The sequence below is a fragment of the Streptomyces anulatus genome (assembly GCF_000721175.1).
GTDB lineage: Bacteria > Actinomycetota > Actinomycetes > Streptomycetales > Streptomycetaceae > Streptomyces > Streptomyces anulatus_C.
The window spans coordinates 207,202-230,605 of the sequence record NZ_JOEZ01000004.1 but is presented as its reverse complement, the minus strand read 5'-3'; the positions used below and the strand labels follow the sequence as shown (position 1 = coordinate 230,605).

At 70.2% G+C, this 23,404-nt stretch carries 20 protein-coding genes; 13 read left to right on the top strand and 7 right to left on the bottom strand.

Annotated features, from left to right (window positions below):
- Positions 1-105 precede the first annotated feature (105 nt).
- From IG90_RS0106430 to IG90_RS40670, 7 genes are read right to left on the bottom strand one after another with little or no spacing between them, the layout of a single operon-like run.
- A complete protein-coding gene (locus tag IG90_RS0106430; protein ID WP_233435938.1) occupies positions 106-927 on the bottom strand; it encodes a hypothetical protein in 822 nt (273 codons plus the stop codon).
- Positions 924-1,364, bottom strand: a complete 441-nt coding sequence (locus IG90_RS0106425; RefSeq protein WP_030578841.1) for a hypothetical protein — start codon at positions 1,362-1,364, stop codon at positions 924-926. Before IG90_RS0106425 ends, IG90_RS0106430 begins: the two co-directional genes overlap by 4 nt.
- A complete protein-coding gene (locus IG90_RS0106420; RefSeq protein WP_033893755.1) occupies positions 1,361-2,404 on the bottom strand; it encodes an MFS transporter in 1,044 nt (347 codons plus the stop codon). The genes IG90_RS0106425 and IG90_RS0106420 overlap by 4 nt, the downstream gene beginning before the upstream one ends.
- Positions 2,401-2,574 (bottom strand): hypothetical protein, encoded by a 174-nt coding sequence (locus IG90_RS44685; RefSeq protein WP_167344985.1) that lies wholly within the window; start codon positions 2,572-2,574, stop codon positions 2,401-2,403. Before IG90_RS44685 ends, IG90_RS0106420 begins: the two co-directional genes overlap by 4 nt.
- A 60-nt stretch (positions 2,575-2,634) precedes the next feature.
- Positions 2,635-4,182: a DUF2637 domain-containing protein gene (locus IG90_RS0106415; protein WP_030578836.1), complete on the bottom strand. Its 1,548-nt coding sequence runs from the start codon at positions 4,180-4,182 to the stop codon at positions 2,635-2,637.
- Positions 4,179-4,463, bottom strand: coding sequence for a hypothetical protein (locus IG90_RS0106410; protein WP_030578833.1), 285 nt, complete (start codon positions 4,461-4,463; stop codon positions 4,179-4,181). The genes IG90_RS0106415 and IG90_RS0106410 overlap by 4 nt, the downstream gene beginning before the upstream one ends.
- Complete coding sequence (locus IG90_RS40670; protein WP_233435940.1) at positions 4,460-5,098, bottom strand: WhiB family transcriptional regulator; 639 nt, start codon at positions 5,096-5,098, stop codon at positions 4,460-4,462. The genes IG90_RS0106410 and IG90_RS40670 overlap by 4 nt, the downstream gene beginning before the upstream one ends.
- A gap of 226 nt (positions 5,099-5,324) precedes the next feature.
- On the opposite strand from IG90_RS40670, the gene IG90_RS40665 reads away from it, so the two are divergent.
- From IG90_RS40665 to IG90_RS0106330, 13 genes are all read left to right on the top strand, one after another.
- Positions 5,325-6,020 (top strand): GntR family transcriptional regulator, encoded by a 696-nt coding sequence (locus IG90_RS40665; RefSeq protein WP_233435937.1) that lies wholly within the window; start codon positions 5,325-5,327, stop codon positions 6,018-6,020.
- Positions 6,021-7,061: 1,041 nt separating this feature from the next.
- The gene (locus tag IG90_RS0106390) at positions 7,062-8,675 is read left to right on the top strand and encodes an SMC-Scp complex subunit ScpB (protein WP_233435936.1); all 1,614 of its coding nucleotides are present in this window, start codon (positions 7,062-7,064) and stop codon (positions 8,673-8,675) included.
- A gap of 1,924 nt (positions 8,676-10,599) precedes the next feature.
- The gene (locus IG90_RS0106380) at positions 10,600-10,794 is read left to right on the top strand and encodes a type II toxin-antitoxin system HicA family toxin (RefSeq protein ID WP_030381387.1); all 195 of its coding nucleotides are present in this window, start codon (positions 10,600-10,602) and stop codon (positions 10,792-10,794) included.
- A 67-nt stretch (positions 10,795-10,861) separates the two neighbouring features.
- Complete coding sequence (locus tag IG90_RS40660) at positions 10,862-11,641, top strand: hypothetical protein (protein ID WP_051860027.1); 780 nt, start codon at positions 10,862-10,864, stop codon at positions 11,639-11,641.
- Between the two features lie 1,046 nt (positions 11,642-12,687).
- Positions 12,688-13,638 (top strand): hypothetical protein, encoded by a 951-nt coding sequence (locus IG90_RS40655; RefSeq protein WP_030381389.1) that lies wholly within the window; start codon positions 12,688-12,690, stop codon positions 13,636-13,638.
- 183 nt (positions 13,639-13,821) lie between these two features.
- Positions 13,822-14,088 carry a hypothetical protein gene (locus IG90_RS0106365; RefSeq protein WP_030578818.1) on the top strand — a complete coding sequence of 89 codons (267 nt, stop codon included), beginning with the start codon at positions 13,822-13,824 and terminating at the stop codon, positions 14,086-14,088.
- Positions 14,085-15,209 carry a conjugal transfer protein gene (locus IG90_RS0106360; protein WP_051860026.1) on the top strand — a complete coding sequence of 375 codons (1,125 nt, stop codon included), beginning with the start codon at positions 14,085-14,087 and terminating at the stop codon, positions 15,207-15,209. Before IG90_RS0106365 ends, IG90_RS0106360 begins: the two co-directional genes overlap by 4 nt.
- Before the next feature lie 17 nt (positions 15,210-15,226).
- On the top strand, positions 15,227-15,565 hold the full coding sequence (locus tag IG90_RS0106355) for a hypothetical protein (RefSeq protein WP_030578813.1): 339 nt from the start codon (positions 15,227-15,229) through the stop codon (positions 15,563-15,565).
- On the top strand, positions 15,562-16,053 hold the full coding sequence (locus tag IG90_RS0106350; protein ID WP_051860025.1) for a hypothetical protein: 492 nt from the start codon (positions 15,562-15,564) through the stop codon (positions 16,051-16,053). The genes IG90_RS0106355 and IG90_RS0106350 overlap by 4 nt, the downstream gene beginning before the upstream one ends.
- A 43-nt stretch (positions 16,054-16,096) precedes the next feature.
- The gene (locus IG90_RS0106345) at positions 16,097-18,703 is read left to right on the top strand and encodes an ATP-binding protein (RefSeq protein WP_030578810.1); all 2,607 of its coding nucleotides are present in this window, start codon (positions 16,097-16,099) and stop codon (positions 18,701-18,703) included.
- Positions 18,700-21,144: a hypothetical protein gene (locus tag IG90_RS0106340; protein WP_233435935.1), complete on the top strand. Its 2,445-nt coding sequence runs from the start codon at positions 18,700-18,702 to the stop codon at positions 21,142-21,144. The genes IG90_RS0106345 and IG90_RS0106340 overlap by 4 nt, the downstream gene beginning before the upstream one ends.
- Before the next feature lie 75 nt (positions 21,145-21,219).
- Positions 21,220-21,891, top strand: a complete 672-nt coding sequence (locus IG90_RS45605) for a hypothetical protein (RefSeq protein ID WP_233435934.1) — start codon at positions 21,220-21,222, stop codon at positions 21,889-21,891.
- A complete protein-coding gene (locus IG90_RS0106330; RefSeq protein ID WP_233435933.1) occupies positions 21,884-23,341 on the top strand; it encodes a peptidoglycan DD-metalloendopeptidase family protein in 1,458 nt (485 codons plus the stop codon). Before IG90_RS45605 ends, IG90_RS0106330 begins: the two co-directional genes overlap by 8 nt.
- The last annotated feature ends 63 nt before the right edge of the window (positions 23,342-23,404 follow it).

The following is a 23,404-nucleotide window of genomic DNA, read 5'->3' as shown; positions in this document are numbered from 1 at the left end:
GTCGAGCCCCTGTGGGGGAGGGGAGTGGCAGCCGGCCGGAGGACATTTGTGGACGCCCGGGAGCCCCCTCTGGGCGGCGGCCGAGGGAGCTCCCGGGCGGATGGTTCAGTCGGCCTCTGCAGGAGCCTTGAGGAAGGCCACTTCGGGGGGCGGAGCGGGAGGCTCGGCAGGGGGCGCGGCGGGGGCGTTCGGGGTGAGGTCGGGGACAAGCTGGGCGGGGATCCTCAGGGGCCTGCCGAGGGCCTGCTCGAGGTTCTCGACATGCACACCGAAGTAGTTCCTCCCCTGGATGCCCATCTGGGTCCGGACGGGGATGCCAAGGGACTTGCACTTCTGCCTGAGCATGGGCTCCGTCCAGTCGGCCAGCATGTGCTCCTGGTGGATCCGCTTGAGCAGGGTGTCGGTGTGGACGCCCTTGCGGCCTTGGCGGACGGCGAAGGCGACGCTGTGCTCAATGAACACTGCGAAGGCGGCGTCGGCTTCGGCCGAAGTGGCCTGGGGAGTCGTTTCAGGGCCTCGCTCCCCCGCCATTTCATGATCGTTTACGCTGTCGCTCCCCTGCGGCTCCTCCTCGGATGGGGCATGTGCGGCTTCCAGGGCCTCTACTGTGCGGCCGGCTGACAGGCCGGTGCGGACGGCGACGGTCGTGACGACGACCAGCCCAGTGGCGCTGTAGACGTACCAGAGCCCGGGGTGCTTCTCGCTGAAGTGCAGGGCGACGTAGCCGGCGAGGCCGAGTGCGGTGAGGCGGACGAGGAACCCGCCGCGTTCCTGGTCGCCGGCGCGCAGCCAGGCGCCGACGTAGCGCAGCGCGACCATGGTGGCGCGTACCAGGACCGGGACCTCGCGCACGAACGGGATGTGCTCCAGCCTGATCTTCCGCCGTTCCTGCTTGGTGGTGCTCGTCTTGTCCGGCTGCCTGGTCATGCGCCCACCAGGGACAGTGCGGCGGTGGCGACGGAGATGGCCGCCCGCCAGATGGAGCCCTGCGCGGCGGCCATGGCGGCCGCGGTAAGCATTCCCCACAGGGCACCGGTGAACGGCACGATGGGGGCGAAGGCGGACAGCACAAGCAGGATGATCACCACGGCAGTCATGCCGATGGATCCCAGGTCTGGGTTCGCGGCGACCTGGCGCGGGATGTCCTGGACGGCGATGCCGAGGTCGTGGGGCCAGCTGTCGGCGCGCAGGAAGGCGAGCTCGGCGAAGAAGCCGATGGCCTGGGCGGGGCCTCGGGCCAGCTTCTTCTTCCCCTTGCCCCAGATGCCGTAGATGAGGGTGACGATCAGGATGATGCTGACGGCGGTGGCGGACATCGGGCCGAGGGCGCTGGTTCCGGCCGCGACGGCGAGCGGGGTGGTCACGGGTGTCCTTCAAAGGTGGAGGGCAGGAACAGCAGGACGGCAATGCCGGCGGAGGCGACCGGGATGTGGGTGAGGAAGCGGACGGCGGCGCAGAACGAGGGCAGGCGGTACAGCCACTTCTCCACGAAGGCGGTGATGGCGCCGCCGGCAACCGCGGCGATCAGCATCACGCCGCCGCCGACGATGAACGGGGTGGTGGGCTCGTTGCTGCTGGCGGCAGCGTCGTGCATGACGGCGAGCGTCCACTGGGGCAGGCCGGTGTTCCACTGGGCGGTGAACAAACCCCAGCTCCAGGCGCCGGCGGTCGCGGCCGCTCCGTTGTGGAGGATGAACCGCTGCAACGGGGTGAGCGACACCCACCAGGCGGTGAGAGAGCTGCGGTTGCGGCCGGGGCCGGTCCCCTCCCCTGCGCGTGCCGGCGGCTCCTGGCCTGTGCCGTAGTAGTGGTGATGCACCTCGTAGGTGTCCGGGTCTGGTGCCTGCGGAGCGGCGGTCTTCTGTACGCGGAACCAGTCGGGCTCGTCGCCCTCGAGCTCCGGGAGGTCTTCGTCCGCGTCCGAGGCGGCCGCGCCCTCGGCCTGGTCGTCGTCCTTGTGTCGACGCCAGGGAACACGAGGTGGCCACACCCTCTTCGTCTGCTCACCCGCGGGCTGCGCCTCTGCGGGCCCGGCCGGCTTAGCCGTGGCGTCCTGGCCCTCTGCGGGCATCGGCTCGTCGGCCGGGGCCTGCTGCTCGGGGATGTCCGTGAGGTCGATGGTCTGCCCGGGCACGGGCAGCCGGCCGCCGGGCGACATCGAGATCCGACGGGTGGAACCGGCGGACGTCAGTTCCTGCTCGGGGCGGGCCGTGGCCGGCTCCTCGTCGACGGGCTGCTCGGCGTGACCGAGGGGTCGGACACCGATGCGGGACAAGAGGCGGCGCAGCTGCGTCTCGTCGTCCGGGACGCCGCTCTCCGTCTCCGCGGTCTGGGGCGGTTCGCCCTGAGAGGTGTTGGAGTGCGTCCGGTTTCTCCGGCCGCGGGTGGAAGGGGTCGTGCTCACTGCTCGCTCCCCTCTCGGGAGATGGGGCGTCGCACGAGGGCGAGGCGGGGCCGGCCGCGCTGCGGGGCGCTGGCCGACCGGGCCGGTCCGGTAGCGGTGACGGGCCGGCGGGCCGGTGCGACGAGGGCGAGGGCCTCGTTGACGTGCTGGTCGAAGGTGGTGGCGGACATGTGTGGTCCTCACGGTCGTGCTCGCGGGCAGCCCTCCTGAGCGCCCTGCGGAGCGGGGCGTCAGGGTCGGCTGCCGGCGGCGGGGACGAGGAGGCCGCTGTCGTGCTGCTCGAAGTGGTCGCCCACGGTCGGGTCGAGGTGGAAGAGCTCGTCGAGGAGCGGCTGCTGGCCAGCCAGCGCCGGGTCGGGCTGGAGGTCTTGGCGGCCGGCGGCCGATTGCGGCGGCTCGTTCGCGAGGGCGAGGGCCTGGTCGAAGTGGTCCGGTTCTTCGCCGTCGGCGCCGTGCGCCGCGGGATGGGCGGCCAGCGCCTTGGGCAGCCACTCGGCCTGCGTCTTCAGGAACTTCTCGGCCCGCGGGTTGCCAATGCCGAGGGCTTCGGCGCACTTGTTGATGCCCCAGGCGAACGTGCCGTCATCCTTGCGCGGGACGATCTCGACGAAGGCGGCCATGACCTCCTCGTCGGTCTTCCGCTCCGCAGCCGTGGTCTCATCCTGCTCGGCGTCGACGTCCGGGTGCGGCGAGGCGGTGTTCTCGTCATCGCTGGCGTCCTCGGGCCCACCGCTCTCGGTCATCCTGGCCTTGACCTGTGGCTCTTCGCCGTCGGCGGGGTGGGATGAGGGCGCAGGATGAGGTTCAGTTGCCTGGGATGGGATGGTCGGGATGGTGCCGATCAGGGTGTTGAGGATGCCCTCGAACGCCGCGGGATTGCGCAGGTTCATCCCGGCGATGTCAGCCTGGCGCACACGGAGCTGGAGCCGGGCGACGACGCGTTTCAGGATGACGGGGTCGGAGCATCCCGCTCGTTCGCTGGCATCCTGGGCGCGGGCGTCGGCGTGCATCTCGGCGAGGCGGTATGCCCAGTGGGTCATCCTGCCGCTCCTCTTGACCGCGTCCTGGGCGCGGCGCAGCCGGTACCAGCGGTAGGCGGCCCGGGAGATGCGGACCTCGGTGGTGGCTTCCTCCTGAGCCAGGTCCTGGCGGGCGGCGAGGAGCAGCGCGACGCGGAAGGCCTCGACAGGGTGGAGCAGGCGCACCAGGGCGATGCGGCGGTCCGGGCGTCCGCCCTTGTTGCGGGCGGCGCGGCGCTCCTCGAGCGAGCCGATCTCCCAGAGCACGGCGGCCAAAACTGGCCACACCGCGCGGACGGTGCCGCCGAGGACGGAGTCGGCTTCGGACGCGGAGAAGACGGCGCTGATGCCGGCCAGGGTCCAGAAGAGTGCGCCGGACAGGCCCGGTCCGTCGCCGTCGCGGGCGCGGCGGCGGGCGCGGCGGCCGCAGACCATCGCCGCGACGTCGAGCGCGACGAAGGGCAGGAGGTCGAAGGGGGCATCCAGGCCCATCTGGTGGTGGCCGACCCGGCGCAGACCGGTGGCCGACAGGGCAGCCGCGGCCGCAGCGATGACGACGGTGAGGAGGTCCTCGAACCGGCGCCCGCGGCGGTCGGCGGCCGCGGCCCGCTCGTTGTCGGTGAGCGCGGCCAGGGCCAGGCGGCGCCGGCGCAGGGCGATCGCCGGCCCGAGGGTGAGGACGAGCGTGCCGAGGACGAACTGCCAGCTGCCGAGGAGCTCGGCGAGGTCCGCGCCCTGGGGGGCGAGGTCGGGTGTCACGGGGAGTCCCTCCGGGCAAGGTTGCTGGCCGCATCGGCGGCCCAGGCGCGCAGCGGGTCGCCACTGGGCTGGATCGGGTCCTGGGTGACCCAGGCCCTGAAGGCGTCACGCTCGGCGGTGACCTGACCGAGCAGGACCAGGAGCATCACGGTGAGCGGGTTGACGGGCGGCGCGTCGGTGCCGGCCGGTACGAAGACGGGGAGTAAGAGGACGTCGTCGCGGCGGGCGAGGGCGCTGACCAGGGCGCGGTTGAGGGCGTATGCGTCGTCGGCGGGGTTCATGCGGCGACCGTCCAGCCGGCGGAACGGCGGTGGGCGGCGACGAGCTCGTCGCGGCGCCGGGCGGCCTCGCGGATGTTCTCCATGTTCTCCAGGCGCTTCTCGCGCTTGCCGGAGGTGCCGAGGTACTGACCGGCCAGCCGCTGAACCTCGCGCGCCGCGGCGATGCGGGCCTGCTGCTGCTGGGCGGCGTGCTGGTCCTCGGCGAGGGCCTGGTCGAGCCGGTCGCGCTCCATGACGAGCCGGCGCTTGAGCTTCTCGGGGGTCAGCCCGCCGCGGATGCCGACGGTGTCGCCCTCGCGGAGGGCGAGTTCGGCGCACGCGGCGCGCACCGGGCACACAGAGCAGTGGTCGCGGACGGTCTGGGCACGGCGGCGGCGCCAGTCGGCGTCAGGCTCTCCGTCCTCCTGGTAGAAGTGGCCGATGTCCGGTTCGGCGGTGAGGCAGACCGAGTACTTCATCGCCTGGCGCAGTTGCGGGGTGCGCAGTTCCTGTGCGACGTAGTGGCCGTCCTGCCGATCGAGGAAGCCGCTGGCGACGAGGCTGTCGAGCGGGTCGGTCGAGGCGACGAACTGGGCGATGCTCGCCTCGGCCGAGCCCGGGTTCGGGCGGGAAGTCGGCGGGTGGGCTGCCATCATGGTGTTCACGCGATCTCATCTCCTGTGACGCTCTGGTGGGTGGATGAGGCGCGTTCACGGCCTCCGGGGGGACCAGCCCCGGGGGCCGCTTGCGTTTTCACGCCCCATCTGACTTAACTGACTGCGTCAGTTGAGTCAGATCATGCATGGCGATGCCGATCACGTCAAGGAGAGGGCGGTCGATCACGTGACGAAGCAGCTGTGGCTGGTGCGGCAAGATGTGGGCATGACGTCCCATCACCCGCACGAACGCGCCGCGGCGGCGCTGCGCGCCGACATCACGGCGGGAACGTTCGCCGCCGGCGAGGCGCTGCCCGGGCAGCGGGAGCTCGCGGAGAAGTACGGCGTCGCCCAGAACACGATGGGACAGGCGCTGCGCCTACTGGAGGCCGAGGGGCTGGTCGAGATGGCACCCCGCCGCCGGACCCGGGTGCTGCAGTCGTTCCCGCAGGTGGAGGTGCAGGTCTCCGACGCCGGCCATCTCTGGCCGGTCGACAGCGAGAGCCTCGGCCATACCGACCTTCACGCCGGCGCCAGAGTCGCCAACCAGCAGGCCGCGGAAGCACTCCTCCTCCCCCCCGGCGCGCGGCTCTTCGAGCGCCAGGCCGTCCTGCTCCACACGGGGACCCCCTGGGCCTGGCAGACGCTGTTCACCGCGACCGAGCTGAACTCGGACAGTGGCGGCCACGCCGTCACCGTCGCCCCCTTCGTCACCGGGGGCGCGCGACAGGAGAGCGGGCACAGCAGCCGTTGGTCCGCGCGGCCGGCGACTGCCGAGGAGAACCGGCTGCTCCGGGGTCACAGCCTGACGGTCCTGGAGGTCCGCAGAGTCGGATACGTCGAGGAACGCCCCAATACATACCTGTTGACGGTCGTACGGGCAGATCGAGCGACCATCCTCACGGGAAGCTCCAGTTCGTAGCCCTCTGCCCCAACTGCCCTTTTTTGTTAGTACTTTTCGACGCCAAGCGGAGAACGCGCCGAGAGCGTGTGCGCGACGGCTGTCAGGGGATAGGGTGACTTTCGCTTGATCCAATACGCCTCACCTCGGGCCCCCGGTGCACAGCGCCGAGGATGAGCCCGGTGAACCGAGAAGGCGGTTCTCCCATGAGCAGCACCGCACAGCTTCTGAGCGGCTCCGCCGCCCCGGGCGCGATGCTGCCATGGGCGCCGTCCGGCGCGATCGGGCCCAGAGATGCGAAAGCCCCCTGGAAGGGGGAGTTGAGGATGTCGTAGACCTTCCGGGCGGGCGCCTCTAGCAAAGGCTGCTCCTCGCCCCTCTCCACCGGCTTCGGAGTTAGCGGCTCCTCTGCCGGCCGTCACCGCTCAGTCCTGGGTTAGCGGCCCAGTTTTGAGCGAGGGCCAGACCGAATGGTCCGGCAATCACTGCCTCCAGCAGCAATCCCCCCGAAGGGGTTTGTCGTTTCCCGGGGCAACCCGGGAGAACGGGGTCCATCTTGCAGTACACCCATGCCCTTTGTCAGCTCGGACGCCACCGAAGCAACCCGATCGCGATGGTTTTTCGCCCGTCCGTGACGCCAACGCCACGCTCCGTTCCCACTCTCGCGGCCAGCGCTCCCGCCGGGATCCGTCGTGGCCCAGCGCGGTCCAGTGGCCGGCCCTTGACCAGCTCCAGCCGGCACCCCTTGACCAACAAGGCCGATGCCTCGCTCCCCACAGCTGGCCGATGTCCCTTCACGGGCTTGGTCAAGGGGCAGGTCAAGGGGGCCCGCCGCCACCCCGGAGACCCCCTTGACGCGCAGGTCACAGGCTTGCCAGGGATTTTCTCGGCCCGACTGTCACACCGTCGGCTTTTTCGACACCCGTAGCAGCTGAAGGGCCCTTTCCTTCAGCTTCCGCCCGAGTGCCTCTGGCCAGACCCCAGACCGCGTCCCCGCCGGACGCCGTCGAGACCCAGCGCACACGAGTCGCCGCCCCGCGGCGCCGGTGCGCCAGGAGAAGCGTGCCCCGCACAACAGCAGTACCGAGCAGCCCGCCGCCAGCGGGCGATCAGGCGCGCCCGCAGCGCCGCCAGCGGGTCAAGGTGCCCCTGCGCCTCGTCACCAACCCGCACTACGCCGACGTCGCGGTGACCACGTACGTGAAGATCGCCGCGTTGGCCTCACGTCCCGAGGGCTGCACGGCGGCGACTGCGACCATCGCGGAGTACGTCGGCCTGTCGAAGGCCTCCGTCGAACGCGGCATGACGCAGCTGATGCGCCCCGGGCCCGACGGCGTAGTCGAGCTGTCCTCGACCCGCCGTTCCCTGCCCGGCGGATGCGGCACCTCGGCGGTGCGCCGTACCCGGCCGCTGTCCGCGACCGAGCGATTCGTGTGGATCCCGGTGGCCGCGGCCGAGGACCTCACCCCGCGCCAGCTGCGCGCGTACGCGCTCATCGCCTACGCCCAGGCCCAGAAGATCCCGCTCACCGAGTCGGAAATCGCAGGGGCGCTCCACCACCACAGCGGCCAGCGGGCCGGACAGCCGCTCACCACCGCGGCAGCCGGTGCGATCGTCGACGAGCTGGAAGCAACGCGGTGGATCACCGTGGAGCGGCGGGCCGGCGTGCGCGGCCGCCACCACTTCATCGCTCACGACATCCCGTCCGCCGCCCAGGACCTGCCCTGTGGACAACCGTCCCCCACGGGCGTCGCGCCCTCCTCCACCTCTGCTCCTGGTGAGGGATCGGGTTCCTCGGCTGGTGCGGGATCACTCGCGACTAAGGAAGAACCTAGGACTGACCGACCTGATGACGAGCGCGCACTCTTCTCACCCGCCGTAGGCGAGGTACAGGTAGGTGAAGGTGTGGAAAACCGCTGTGCTCGACTGCCACACGACTCCGGCGAAGACGGCCTCGCGCTGCGCGCGGATGACCACCAGACCCCCTTGACCAACCCCAGCGGCTCCTACGACGGGCCCGGGCTGACCGTCAGCGCCCGGGTCCACGCCGTCCTCGAGCCGGTGCACTGGCTCTTCCGGCAGACCAGCGTCTACATGCAGCGGCGCATCGCCAGGGAAGTCGGCCGCCAGTTGCGCTCCGGCATCGACGACGCCCGGCTGCGGCAGCGGCTGGAGACCCGGGTCTGTCGCACCTTCACCGACGAGATCCGCGATCCCGGCCGGTGGATCCTCGGTGTCGGCCTGCCCCGCTGGGGCTGCGGCATCTTCGACTGCGAAGCCGGCGTCCTGTGGAGCAGCGGCCGCCGGTGCTCAGTGTGCGAGGAGATCGTCCGTGACCGGCGCCGCGCCACGGCTCAGCCCGAGGCGCCCACTCCCGCCATCGTCCATCCTGTCCCTGCTCCTGTTCCCGTTCAGCCGTCCGCTCTCGCGGCTCCCCGGGGCCGGTGCCCGGAGTGCGGCTGCGCCGTCCTGGTGCTGAACCGCGCCCAGCCAGCCCCCCGGTGCAAGCCCTGCCGAGAGGAGCACGAGGGTGGACGGGCAAGTGGTCCGCCCCCGTCGGCACACCCCGAAGTGTGCGCGGGATGGGACGGCAGTGGATGCACCCGCCCGGCCCTCGGCTCCACCGGCCTCTGTGTCCGATGCCGGATCCGCCGGATGGAGCGGGCCGCATCATGAGCCGCCCACTTCACCCGTCGAGACTCACCACTCCCGGGTCGCCCCGGGCCACCTCCACCGGAACGCGTCCCACTCCGCAGGCGCCGAAGGAGCAGAGCTCGGCATCAACCGCACCGCAGCGCCGTCGGCCGTTCCGGACATCGGGGCCGCGGGCATGGTCGACGTCCCAGCACCGGACCAAGGTTTCTCGTAGCGCCACGGCCCCCTTGACCGGCCTTCCCCACCCGCCGGGCTCCTCCTTGACGCGCGGTCCGGGTCAAGGGGAAACCTGACCGTCCATCGCCGGGTGCCGCAGCACCTCGAAGTCACCATCGTGGAGTGGCGCCGAGGGTCGCGGCCGCCGGATGAGTGGACGCCACCGAGGCCGATGCGTCGGCCCCATCCATCCCGGTCCACTCGCGCAACCGCCATCCATCGCCCGCCGCCGCGCACTGAGTGGGCTCCACCGTGTGCGCGGTGGAGCCCACTCAGTGGAGTGGAGTGAGGCCCGACCCCCGCCATCGGCTGTCGCTCATCGGCCACTCCCCCCGGTGGACGACACCCGATGCACCGGCCGGCCCGGTCTCCACTCAGTGGCCTCCACTCGATGCCCCCGGATCCCCTCGCACCGGTAGCACCCGCCGATGGGACCCGGCGGACAAGGCGAGAGACGACGAATGCCCGAAGCACAGAAGGGATCGTGGAGAGCGGGAGCATCCGTCCAGGACGTCCGCCGACGGCACCCTCTGTCAGAGCCCCTCTGCTGCCGTTTCCCCTTGACCTCGGCCCAGGTCAAGGGGAAACCCGACGGCCGCTCACCGTCCAGGAACCGATGCGGCTGGGGCGCAGCACCGACGCCAGCGGCAGCCGATTCGACACGGGCCAGCCGATCAGCGGACGAACGACAGTGCGGACAGGCTTCCTCCCCGGCGAGCACCGGGGCGGGCGGAACACCGTGCAGGGATGATGGGGGTCGGGGGCTTCAGAACGACCTCGCGGTGGCGTCCATCGCAATGGACCGAAGTGTGGGTGGACGGCTCAGCGCGAGGCCTGAGTGCGGAAGGAGCCGAGCACCCCGCGATGGATCCGGCCCATCCACTCGATGTACTCCATCCAAACCAGTGGACCGGAGTGGGCAACCGGCGCCGGAGTCCACCCACAGAGTGGAGGGTGGGCTCCATCCGGGATCCCGCGTACACCTTGGTGCCCACCCGATGGAGTGCCGGCCGCGCCATCGGGTGTCGTCCACCGGCCAGCCAACCCCAGTGGGCGACACCCAGCAGATCAGCCACGGCCCACCCACGCAGTGGACTCCGCCCGGTCGCGAGAGGCCACAGCGGAAGGCGGCCCGAAGTGTCGGTGGAAGGTGAAGCGGAGCGTGCCACACACCCTGCCGTTTCCCCTTGACCTCGGCCCAGGTCAAGGGGAAACCCGACGGCCGCTCACCGTCCAGGAACCGATGCGGCTGGGGCGCAGCACCGACGCCAGCCGAGCCGTGGGCCGACCTGCTGGCACCAACCTGCGGATGAGCATCGTGGCCGCAGGGCCTCATCCCCGGCACGCACCGAGCGCCCCGGCGGTGATGGCGGCAGCCCGAGCCTTCGATGGCGTATCGCGATGGGTGGGGTGGGGGAGCACCGAGCCCACTGGGTGGCCACCACGTGGACGTACGCGAGCGCCGCGACAGAGGCGCGGTCCATCCACTCGGTGGGCTCCATCCACTGCCAGTGGCCTCCACTCCTGCCCCTGGTCGGAGTGCGGCCACACCCCCATTCACCCCACCCAGTGGACGCCCCTTGCCCACTCCGCCCGCCCTTGACCATGGCCCTCCTGCTCACCCAGACACCCGGAGCGGGCCGAGCCCTAGACTCATAAACCCTTGACATCGTTTAGGGTTTACGCCAGAGTATCTCTAGACGGTGTTTAGGGATTTGGGGTAAGTTGGATGAACAGCAAGGACGTCCGGCAGCTCATCAAGAAGCTGAAGGCTCAGGGCTTCGAGGCCACCCCGACTAAGGGCGGCCATTGGCTGGTGAAGAAGGGCAGCGTTCGAGTCACCACACTGCCGGGCACGCCGTCTGACCCACGCAGCCTGAAGAACTGCATCGCCGCCCTCAAGCGGCACGGATACACCCCGTAGACCACGGGGCCCGCCCGGCAAACCGGGCGGGCCCCCCAACCGCCCCCACCGAGAACTGGAGACGATCATGACCCAGGCATGGAGCATCTACGTCGAGCTCGGCTGCTGCGATGCTCCGGACGACCTCTACGACGACCTGCACGACCGGCTTGCCACCGCCCATCCCGCCGTCGGCACCGCTCCCAACGGCAACCTGTCCGTGCGCATCTTCGTAGAGGCATCCACCGCCCGGCAGGCCGTCGACACCGGCCTGAAGACCGTCTCCGCTGCCCTGAAGGACCTCGGCGCCACCGCCCCCGTTGTGGGCGTCGAAGCCATCACCGAAGCCGAACTGGACCGCCGCAACGCCGAGAAGGATGTCCCGGCACTCGCCGGCGTCGGCGAGATCGCCGAACTCTTCGGCGTCACCCGGGGCCGCGCTGGACAGCTCACCAAGCGCGACGACTTTCCCCCTGCGGTCGCCATCCTGAAGTCCGGACCGATCTACGTGAAGGAGCAGGTACAGGCCTTCGGACAGCGCTGGGACCGCAAGGGAGGCCGTCCGGCGAAGCCCGTCGTCCTGACCGAGGCGGAGAAGGTTCTGCTTGCGGCGCTCCGGGATGCACAGGCCGCCCACTCCCGCGCGACCGTGGGCTGGGCGGAGCAGGGGGACCAGCTCGTCGTCACGAGCGGAGAGGGCCGTGCCTTCGTGGTGGAGCTGAAGGCCTCCGCGACCGGCGAGGCGCAGATCCCCGATGAGGTCATCGAGAAGCTCTCGAAGGAGAAGTTGGTCAGCGTGACCCGCCGCAGCGACGAGCTGGATGTCGAACTGACGGCGAAGGGTGAGAAGCACGCCGCCGAGATGTGAATGGCGGACAAACCGACGGAGGCCCGCCCCGGCATCGGGGCGGGCCTCCGCACGTTCCGGGGGACCACGCCGGCAACTCGCGGTCCACTCCCACCGCGGGCACTGCGTACTGAGGGGGCTCCATCCAGTGCTCCGCGGTCTGATGGAGCCCACTCGGTGGAAAGCCACCCACCCATTGCATGTCGTCCATCGGCCCGCACCACCTGGTCGACGAAACCCGATGGACCGGGTCTTGCCCACCCACACACTGGGCTCCATCCAACCCAGTGCACCGGTGGCATCCATCGATGACGCACGGTGGACGAGGCGGGGAGCGGCATGTGCCACCACCCGGAGTGGGTCTCAGGCAGGCGGCTTCTGGTGATGCCTCCTCTGTCCTTCCCACCCCCTTGACCGGCCTCCCTTCCACCCCTTGACCACGGGCCTGCGCCTCTGCTGTTTCCCCTTGACCCCGGCCCAGGTCAAGGGGCAACAGCACGGGCGTTCCCAACCCAGAACCGCGGAGGCTGGCGCACTGCACCGGCACGGGCGGGCGGCCGGTCCAATGGGGCCGGGAGTGTCTCGCCCTTCGCGCACCGGAGCGGTACGGAACGACGTCCGGATGTGACGGCGGGCCGCGGGCCTCCACCCGAGTTGGCGATGGAGTCCATCGCGATGGCGGTAGCTATGGGTGGGAGCGCCGAGCCCACTGGGTGGCCACTGCGTGGACGTGCGCAAGTTCCGCGACGAGAGGCGCGGTCCATCCACTCAGTGGGCTCCATCCGATCCGGTGGATGGAGCCGGCGCCGAAGTTTGTCCACTCCACCCCGGCCCCGGCCGGAGTGGGGCGCGCACCTCCGTCCACCCCATGCGGTGGGCGTCCACCCCCTTGACCACTCCGCCCACCCCTTGACCACGGCCCCCTTGCCCACCTGGGCCACTCAGGTGCCGTGGCCCGTTTCCCCTTGACCTCGTCGCGCCGCGAGAGCGGTCAGACCGCGGTCAAGGGGGGTGTCGGGAGTGTGAGCGCCATCGAGACCAGATGGCGCGAAAGGACGGACACGGACGTGGCCACCACCCAGCACACCCCGGCAACCGACTCCTCCGAGTCCGTGACCCGCTACACCACGATCTCCCTGATGAACCGCGACTGGGACGTGCTCTGCCGCGACCTGAGGGCCGCCGACCGGGTGGTCGCCTGGGCGGAGGAGGACGCCGAGCTCGTCGGAGTAGCAACTCCCCAGGATGTCGTGGACAAGATCTCCGACCTCCACCGCCGCGGCGAGTTCGACCAGCACGACCGCGTGATGCACCTGCTGGTCGAGCGGGCCGCCGGGGTCGGCTTCGATGCCCACCTCGCGTGGAGGATCACGGTCCGGGTCCTGCTGCCCAAGGCGATCCTGATGGCCAAGACCCAGCGCCGTACCGGCCTGCCGTGGGACGACGTGTGCGCGGCCGTGTTCGGTGCCGCCTTCGAGGTCGTCCGCACCTACCCGCTCGACCGGCGGCCGCGGCGGATCTTCAACAACCTCGCCCTCGACACCCTGCAGCTCGCCCGCCGCACCCTGGCCGCCTGTCTCGACGACATCGAGGAGCTTCAGGAGTTCGCCGCCGGTGTCGCCCCGCTGGCCGCGGCCGAGCACCACACCCGATACACGCACGTCGTCTCCAGCGAGGACCCCGACACCCCCCACCGCACGGTCGAGCTCGCCGACCTGCTGATGCGGGCCGCTCAGATGGAGCTCGTCGACGTCGACGAGCCGGCCCTGTCGCGTCACGAGACACGGACGGAGGTCCTCGACCTGCTGCTGTGGGCGGTGGAGGTCGGAGCGCTCAAGGAGCTCGAGGCGCAGCGCATCGCCCGGTACTACCTGTCCACCTCGCAGCGCCCCGACCAGCGCCACATGACCACCCGGTCCATGGGCCACGAGGGAGACCTGCTGCGGCAGCACGCCAGCCGTGCCGTACGCACGCTGCGCGCGAAGTCGGACCTCTCGCAGTACCGCGCCGCGGCCTGAGAGCTGCCGGCGCCCGTCGGACCAGGCGCCGGCGGAAGTCGCTCGAAAAAACTTCAGCCCGACTGTCACACCGCGCCCTTCCTCAACACCTGTAGCAGGCGAGAGGGCCGCCAGATCGGTCCAGCCCCACCTGAACAGCCCACCCCCACCCTTCTCGACTCCGGGAGAACCGACGTGACCACGATGTCCCCGGCCGGCACCGGCCGACAGCTGCTCGACGCCGATGAGGCCCGTGTGGCCCGTGCTTCGCGCGAGCTGACCAAGATCGCCGCTGCTCTGGTGAGCCGGCCGATGGACCGTGACCTGCACGAGCAGATGCGCGCCTTCCTCGACAGGGAGTCGGAGGCCTCTCTGGCGTCGTGGGATGTGCTGCTGCAGCGCACGCCGGACCAGCTCAAGGAGCGCATCTCGACGGTCCTGACCGTCCAGGCGCTGCGGAGGGCTTCGTGAAGCGGCCGCGCCGGCAGCGCAAGGCGGCCAAGAAGCACCTCGTCGAGGCGGAGGCCTGGGACGAGGAGGTCGACGAGCCCCAGGAGACATCGGCGGACGAGCCGGACGAGACCGGGTGGAAGACCAGCACGGCACAGATGGCCGGCCTCTCCCGGCTGGTCCGCGCCGGGGTCTGGGTGCTCGTTGTCTCCGGCCCTGTCCTCGGCGCGCTCGCGTTCCTCTCCTCGTCCGCTCCGGCCCAGGGCGCGGCCAAGCCGGTCGCCACGGCGACGCCGGCGTCGCCGGTCGGGCCGGCCGGCTTCGCCGAGTTGTTCGTCGCCGCCTACCTGCAGGCCGGCCAAGGAACCGAGCGGGACCTGGCGCCGTACTACTCCGGCTCCGTCGCGCTCGCCGTAAAGCCCGGGACCCGCACGGCCACGCAGTCCACCGTGATCGCATCCCGCGAGGTTCAGCCGGGTTACTGGTCCATCACCGTTGCCGCCGACGTCACCGCCCACGACGACAAAGGCAAGTCCACGCGGCTGGGCGTCCAGTACTTCCGCGTCGGCATCCAGGCCACCGGCCCGGCTGGCGCCGGCGGAACCGCGCAGGGCGCTGCCCCTGCCGGCTACGTGGCGACGTCGCTGCCGGCGCAGGTGGCCGCGCCTGCCGCACTCAAGCCGGGCGGCCTGGCGTACGAGACCGACCGCGGGTCGAGCAGTGCGGACCCGTCGGTCGAGACCGCGCGCGGGTTCCTGGCCGCCTACCTGACTGGTACGACCGAGCTCGACCGCTACACCTCGCCCGGCACCCGGCTGCAGCCGATCACCCCTGCGCCGTACGCCGCGGTGAAGGTGACCGGTGTCCAGGACGACTCGTCCGGCTCGGGTCAGCAGAAGGTGCCGGCCGACGGCACGGTGCTGCACCAGCTGGTCCAGGTCGATGCCACGGACCAGGCCAGCAGTCCGGTCTCGCTGAGCTACGCGCTCACCCTCAAGTCCCGCGCCGGCCGCTGGGAGGTCGCGTCCGTCGACGACGCCCCGGCAATCCGCGCGAGCAGCCCGCCGTCGGCGGCGCCGCACACCACCACGAGCCCCGACGCAGCTACGGCATCTGACTCGCCGTCGCCGTCGCACTCCTGAAGAAAGAGGAATCGTTCATGCGCACCCTGGCAGCCGCCAACCCCGACCACGTTGTCCTCGCCGGCGACGTCCTCGACTGGGCCAACACCAAGACGGGGCAGGTCCGCGCGCTGGTTCTCACCGTGGCCGCCCTCATGGCGATCATCGCCGTGCTGATGGCCTGGTGGAAGACCCGCTCCTTCGTCGGCACCCTCGTCGCCTTCGTCCTGGCCGCCCTCGTGCTCTGGGGGATCAGCAACCTCAACGTCCTGCAGACCAAGGTCGGCTCCGAGATCAACGACGCGGCCCCTGTCGTTGTCGTCCACGTCGCTGGTGACGCCCCCGCGCTGGCGGGTGAGGGTCGGCGGGTCTCGTGAGCGCCTCGGAGGAGGAACTGATCGGGCACTCGTATACGCGAGCGCGTCGGCACCCACTCGTCATCGGCAAGCTCCCGGGAGCCGGCCGGCTCCCGGGAGGGCCCTACACGATCACCCAGGTCATGACCATGGTGGTCACCTTCGGGCTCCTCGTCATGACGAAGGATCTGTGGGCCCACTTCGGCGCCATGAACTTCATCCTCATGGCGCTGATCCCCTGGGGTCTGGCCTGGGTGCTGCGGTACGCGCGGCTCGACGGCCGCGATCCGGCACGCGCCGTGCGCAGCCTGCTCATCTACTCCTCCACTCCGGCCCAGGGGCGCCTGGCCGGCAAGCCGCAGCGGGTCGCTCGACCTCGACTGGCGACCGCCACCTGCACGGTGCGCGTCCGGTCCGCCGAGCGACCCGCCCCGGCGGCGGCCGCAGCGAGCCGGCCAGAGCCGAAGACCGGGCTGCAGGCCCTCCTCGCCTCCCTCGACGAGCAGTAACCAGCCGCCCCGTCACCACCACCAGCACAGAAAGAAGAACCCCATGCGTCTCCCCGTCCGGCACATCAGCGGCCACCTGATCTGGACCACTGCCGCCACTGTGTGGGCGGTGTGGCGCGTCGATACCGAGAACTACACCCACGCCTCCAAGTCCACGAAGCGCGAGCGGCTGGACGCCCTGGAGTCCCTCTTCAAGTCCCTGCGGGGCGAGGCCCTCCTGCTCAGCCTGTGCCCGAGCGTCGACGCCGCGTCGGTCGTCACCCGCATGACCGCCGGCGTCGACCTCGACGCCTCCCCCGAGTACGTCGACCTGGCGCTGAAGGTCCTCGAGCAGCTCCAGGACCTCGAGTTGACTGGCCGCGTCGACTTCCTCGCCGTCCCGTTGCCCCACCTCGACTTCAAGCAGAGCGCCCGGGCGGTCCTTTCCTCCCTCCAGGCTGAGGTGATGGGCACGCTCGGCTTGCCGGTCGCCCCGATATCGCTCTCCGAGGAGCGCCAGCGCCTGGAGCAGGCGACCCGCCTGGCCGCCGGCTGGCCCTCCGGCATCAAGATGCGGCCCGCCACCGAGGCCGAGATCCTGTGGATTTACGGGCACAGCGCCCGCCGAGGCCTGAGCGAGCCGCTCCTGCCAGAAGACGGCGCACCGCGCGCCCTGCGCGGCCGCGGCCACACGGTGACCGCCCACACCCAGGTGATTCTCGACGAGGGCGGCCGCGGCACCCGGGCCTCCAAGGGCCCCACCAACCCCTTCAAGCGCCGCTACCTGCGCGCCACCAGCGAACACGGCGACTCCTACCAGGCGTTCTGCGTACTTTCCGAGATGCCAGAAGCCTTCCGGTTCCCCGGCAGCGAGTACCTGGCGGCGCTGGACGAGTTCAACTTCCCCGTGGACTGGGCCGTCCGGCTGCGCGTCGAGTCCGGCTCGAAGGCCGAGCCGAAGTCCCGGCGTCAGCAGCGCGAACTCGCGCACCAGCGTGGTGAGTACGACGGCGAGACCTCCGGCGTGCCTGCCTCCCTCGACAAGGCGTCCCTCGCCCTGGACGAGTACCGCGACCGGCTCACCGCCTCCTCCACCGAGGTCGAGATCCGCGCCACCGTCGCCACCTGCGTGTGGGGGACCACCCCCGAAGAGGCCGACGAGAAGGCGACGTCGCTGGCCAACCACTTCGGCGGCAACGACTACACGCTCGTGCGGCCCACCGGCGACCAGGTGGCGCTCTTCCACGGCATGCTGCCCGGCACCAAGACGCCCGGCCCGATGCTCGACTACACCCAGTACCTCCTGGCCCGCGATTTCGCGATGTCCATGCCGTTCTGCGGCGCCGGCCTGGGCGACGACTCCGGCAGCCTCTTCGGCCTCCAGCTCAACGGCGGCGGCGTCCGCCCCGTCCTCGTGGACTTCTCCCACGGCCCCCGCGTCAACGCCTCCGCGTCCGCCGCATTCGTCGGCGAACTCGGCTCCGGCAAGTCGGTGGCGATGAAGTGCGCGATGTACAGCATCCTGACCACCGGCCACCGGGCCGGGCAGCGGAACTCCCGCGGCCGTGCCCTGGTCATCGACCGGACCCCGCAGCAGGAGTGGTCGCGGTTCGCGAACGCATGCCCCGGCACCACGCAGATCATCAATGTCGACGAGAACGCCGGCGTCTCCCTCGACCCCCTGCGCGTCTTCCGCGGCCCGCGCGCCGCCCGCTACACCGAGTCCTTCCTCACCCCTCTCCTGGACATCGGCTCGATGAGCATCGAGGGCATCACCCTCGCCGAGGCGATCGAAGCCACCCGGCTCAGCTCCCGGCCGAGCATGACCGCGCTGATGGGCACGCTCGCCGACCGGGCCCGCACGCCCGACCCGGAGGAGCCGAACGACAGCGCGGTCCGTGCCGCCGCTTCCGAGCTCGTCCGCAAGCTGCGATCGCTGGCGAAGAAGGACCTCGGCCGCGTCATCTTCGACCCCACGCTGCCGGTGGTACGGATCACCGACGCCGACAGCATCGTCTTCGCCGTCGACCGCCTGGGCCTGCCCACCAAGGAGGAGCTCTCCGAGCACCGCCTGCCCTCCCTGGAGGTCGAGAAGCGGTTCGGCTGGCGGCTGATGTACCTGATGACCGCGCTCTGCCGCGAGATCGCGTTCGCCGACCCCAACGAGTTCGCCGGCGTCTTCCTCGACGAGTGCTGGTGGCTCACCTCGTCCGCCGAGGGCTCCAACCTGCTGCTCGAGCTCATCGCCGACGGCCGCAAGCACAACGCCGGCGCCTTCGCCGGCAGCCACGACCCCTACGACATCGGCCCGAAGTCCGAGATCGGAGACAAGATCCGGGCGCTGCTATCCCACATCTTCGTCTTCCGCCACCGCGGCAAGGCGCTGGCCGCGCGCTGCCTGGAGTTCCTCGACCTCGACCCCACCGACGACGAGATGCTCAAGGTCATCACCGAGAACCTCAGCCCGCTCAACGTCAGCGAGGCCGAGCGCGCCCTGCGGGCCGGCGAGGGCCTGTACCGGGACCTCCGCAAGCGCATCGCGGGCATCAAGGTACTGATCCCGGCCGACGAGAACGCGGCCGCCGCCATCACCACGACCCCCGGACAGAGCAACGAATCAGGTGACGAAGCCGTGGAGTTGTTCGCGAAGGTGGACGGAGCCCTGGCATGAGTGGCATACAGCGAAAGGGCACCAAGTGGCACCTCGGACTGATCATCGTCCTGCTTGGCCTATTCACCATAGTGCTGACTCCCGCTGCCATGGCAGATCCGTCACAACCGCCCAGCACGTCCGCACCGGCGCAGCCGGGGGCTGACCCGGACCTGAACCAGAAACCGAAGGACGGCAGTGACGGCCTCCTTCAACCGTTCAACGTTACCGACAAGGACGGCGTCCCGATCAGCTCCTACACCGTCAAGACGGACACAGGCGGCTGGAAGGACATCGACCTCAAGATCTGGAACATCGTTGCCCAACTGCTTTTCGGCGTCTCGAAATGGGTCATCGGCTTTACCTGCTGGCTGATCGAGTGGGCGCTGAACTTCGGACTAGCCAAGGTCATGGTCGGACCCGTCGACGACATCGCCAGCACCATCAAAACCCAAGTCATCGACCGCCTGGGTCTTCCAGGCCTGTTCCTGACATTCGCCGCCTTCTATTGCGGCTGGTTGATCCTTTTCAAGGAGCGCTCACGGGGCTTCGCCGAGATCGGGGTCTCCCTGGTCGTCGCCGCGCTGACCACCACAGTGCTCGTCTCGCCAGCGCAGGTGTTGCTTGGCCAGCACGACCAGCCGCAGCCGCAGGGCTCCACCATGCTGCTTTCCGAGGAAGGCCTGCTGGGGAAGTCGAAGGACTTCACCCTGGAGGTCGCCACCATCGTGATGGCCGACGATCCCGCGAGCGCCCAGAGCAGTGCCGACCCCAGCAACGTAGCAAAGCCGATCACCGACGCCTTGGTAGAGGCGTTCATCGTCAAGCCCAACCAGCTCATGGTCTACGGACAGACCTTCGACGGCGCCTGCGACAAGGCATTCCGTCAGTTCAAGCTCGCCGAGTTCAACCTCAACCAGCTGGGGACGAACTACTGGGACGCCGCAGTGATGGATTCGATGTATGACACGAACTTCATCGAGCAACTCAACGAAAGCTCACAGAAGTTCGAGGCTGCGTGCGGGGACGTAAAGCCCGAGGCCAAGCGGGCCTCCGCCGACCTCGCCTTCTCCGCGCTCTTCGTCGCCATCGCCGCCGTCATCGTGGCCATCCTCATGATCTTGGTCACTGGCGCCTTCCTCACCGCCCAGGGCTGGCTTGCCTTCGAGGCCATCCGCGGCCACTGGGCCCTGACCGCGGGCATCCTGCCGGGCGGTGGCCGCGCCGCCCTGTGGCGCTGGTGCTCCGCAATTACCAAGGCCGTTCTCGGCATCACCATCGCCATTCTCTTCTTGGCGATCTTCATCCTGATCGTCCTCGCCCTGATCGACGCGGACACCGGCGACGTCCTGGCCGTGAAGTTCATCGTCATCGACGTCACCGCCGTGGCCGGTCTCGCCGGTCACAGGCGCATCAAGCAGACCGCACAGACCGTCGCGGCCAACCTCAACCGCAAGCTCGCCAACGCCCGCACCGGCGGCGCCGGCCGCCGCTCCGTGTTCAGCAGCCCGGGCCGGTACGCCGAGACCGCCCCCGGCCTGAAGCAGATGTGGGGCGAGGCCCGCGGCGAGGCCAGGCGCGTGAGCAGGCCCGTCGGTCAGGGACTGAAGACCGCCAAGAACGCCTGGGTCGGATCGCCGCAGGCCAACCGCAAGGCCAGCCGGCTACGGACCGCGGCCCGACTCGCTACCAACGCCGCCGCGGCTGTGGGCACCGGCGGCGCCAGCGCGGCCGCGAAGGTCGCGGCGCAGCAGGCGGCCAAGCAGACCCTGAAGAACCGGCTGGCCACGGCGGCCGCAAACAAGATGTCCCAGACCCGGGGCGGCAGGGCCACTATGGCCACCAGCAAGGCGGCCGTCGGCACCGCCAAGTACGGCGCCAAGGCGACGAAGTTCGCCTTCATGGCCACGGTGGGTGCGCCGGTGGGCATTCCCCGGGGAGTCGCCGCGACGAAGCGAGGCGCTGCCGCGGCCACGGCCCGTGCCGGGCAGGTGCGCGACCAGCTCAAGGCCGTCAAGGCACGGACCGTCGACAAGAAGGTCCAGGAGGCCAAGGACTTCGGAGCCGAGTACAAGCGCAACGTCGTCACGGCCGGCAAGTTCGTCGCAAAGCAGGGAACGACGGCCCAGGTCAACCTTGGCCTGGCCCAGATTCAGCCGGATCCGAAGGCAGGGAATCCTCCTGGGCCCCGGGCCGGTGCCGTCGCACCGAAGACCCCCGGGGCTGCGCCGACGACAACCGGAACGAAGACACCCGGCAAGCCTGCGGCCAAGGCGGCCGGCACCCAGACACCGAGCTCGGTGAAGCCTACGGCCGCCGGGCCGGCCGCGGTGCCAAAGATGCCCACACCGCCCACCCCTGCGCCAGCGACGCCCCCGGCCACGAAGAAGTCGAAGCCGGCTCCGCCTCGGACCATCCGGCGTGCCACTCGGCCGCCCGGCCCGCCCAAGCCCCGGCCGTAGCCGGACAGCGGCCGGGACTCCACAGGTCCCGGCCGCCCAGATCACCGCACCAGAACCACCTGACGGGGGACCCCCATGCCTCAAACCGATGCCGCGCGTGCCCGCGCCCAGCGCGCGACGATCGCGCTGTTCGTGACTGCGGCCGTCCTGGCAACTGTCGGTGTCACCCTCCTGTTCGGCCTCCCTGAGGCCGACCGTCCTGCCACCGACTCGACTCCCGTCACGGCCGCTTCTTCCGCCCCTGCGGTCGGCAGCGGCTCTGGCGGCACGCGCCCGGCCGAGGCCTCACCCGCGGCGGACCCGTCGGCGCCTCCTGAGCACGTGGGCCCGAGGCAGGTGCCGACACCGGTCGAGGAGGCGGCCCGAGCTTTCGTGACCGCGTGGGCCAGCCACGACGCCCGACCGGGCCGGGACAACTCGTACGACGACGCATCCCGGCGGGCCGCGATCTACGCTGCCGGAGATCTCGCCGAGGACCTGCGCACCCACACCAGCGGCAGCGCTGCCACGCAGCAGTGGCTGAGCTGGAAGGACCACCAGGTCCAGGTGGCGGTGGCGGTCCTGCGGGTGTCACTGCCGGACGGAGCGCCCGCACCGAGCGAGAACTCCGCTTTCGCGCGTGTGATCTACAAGTTGACCGAAGCGCCAGCCAAGGGCCCTGCCAGCGAGTCGGAAGAGCACGTGGCGCTCAAGCTCCGCCGCGGCGCCGACGGAAGCTGGCGCGTCGTCGGACTGCCCAATGTCTGAGCAGGGCAAGTCCAAGGCCCTGCGGAACGTGCTGATCGCGGCGACCCTCTCCTGCCTGCTCGGATTCGGCCTCATCCTGAGTGCCGTACTGGCCCTGTCGTCGGCAATCGGCGAGGACAACACCAGCAGCGCACTGGAGAACGCGGGCTTCGGCGGCGGTCTGTCGGACACCAAGGAGATCCCTGACTGGCTGCGTCCCATCATCCTCGACGCTGTCGCGAGGTACGGCTGTGCGGAGGTCACCCCATCGCTGATCGCCGCCCAGCTCTACCAGGAGTCCACCTTCCGCAAGAACCCGCCCGACGGTGGAGCTGGCGCGATGGGCATCGCCCAGTTCATCCCCTCCACCTGGGCGACCGAAGGCATCGACGCCAACAACAAGGGCGGCGCGGACCCGCTGGACCCTGAGGACGCAGTTCCGTCGATGGTGGCCTACGACTGCAAGCTCGCCGACGAGATCCGCAGCGTGCCGGGCGACGTCGTCGACAACATGCTCGCCGCCTACAACGCCGGCGGGAACAAGGTGAAGAAATACGGCGGCATCCCGCCGTACGAGGAGACGCGCAAGTACGTCCGCGAAATCCGGGACCGGGCGGAGAAGTGGTCCGCGCCGATGGACGGCAAGGTCTCCGGCGGACTGTCCAAGGTCGTGGCCGCAGCCAAGGAGGCGCTCAACACCCCATACGTCCTGGGCGGCAGCTGCAAGCCTCCGTTCCGGGGAGCCAAGGGCTGCGACTGCTCCAGCCTGGTCAAGTACGCCTGGAGCAAGGTCGGCGTGAACCTTCCACGAGTCACCTACGACCAGGTCGACATCGGCACCAAAGTGAAGTCGGCGAACGACCTGCGCCCCGGTGACCTGATCTTCTCGGGCGGCAGCGCGTCCAGCCCGGAGCACGTATCCATGTACATAGGGGGCGGCGAGGTCATCGACGCGCCGCACACCGGCGCCCGTGTCCGGATCAAGCCCCTGTCCTTTTGGAAGGGCCGGATCCTGATCATGAAGCGGCCGAACTACACCGAGCCGGGGTCGGGTGGCACCTCAGGCACGTGGGTGGCCCCGGTCGCCGACGATCACGTCGGCACCGGATACCGGGTTTCCGGATCGATGTGGTCGAGCGGCTACCACACCGGCGTGGACTTCCCCGTGCGCACCGGAACTGCGACCCGCGCGGTGGGCCCGGGCACCGTGGTGACGGCCGGCTGGAACAGCGCGTATGGCTACCAGGTGGTGATCAAGCACGGCGACGGCATGTACTCGCAGTACGCCCACCACTCCTCGCTGGCGGTGGTCGTCGGCCAGAAGGTGAAGGGCGGCGACCGGATCGGGTACTCCGGCGCAACGGGCAACGTCAGCGGTGCGCACCTCCACTTCGAGATACGTACCGGCCCGGAGTACGGATCGGACATCGACCCACTGGCCTACCTCCGTAGTCACGGCGTCAAGATCTGACCTGCCGGCCGGCGGCACGCTCTCCCGCAGGGGCATGACGCCGGCCGACGCCATACCGCGAAG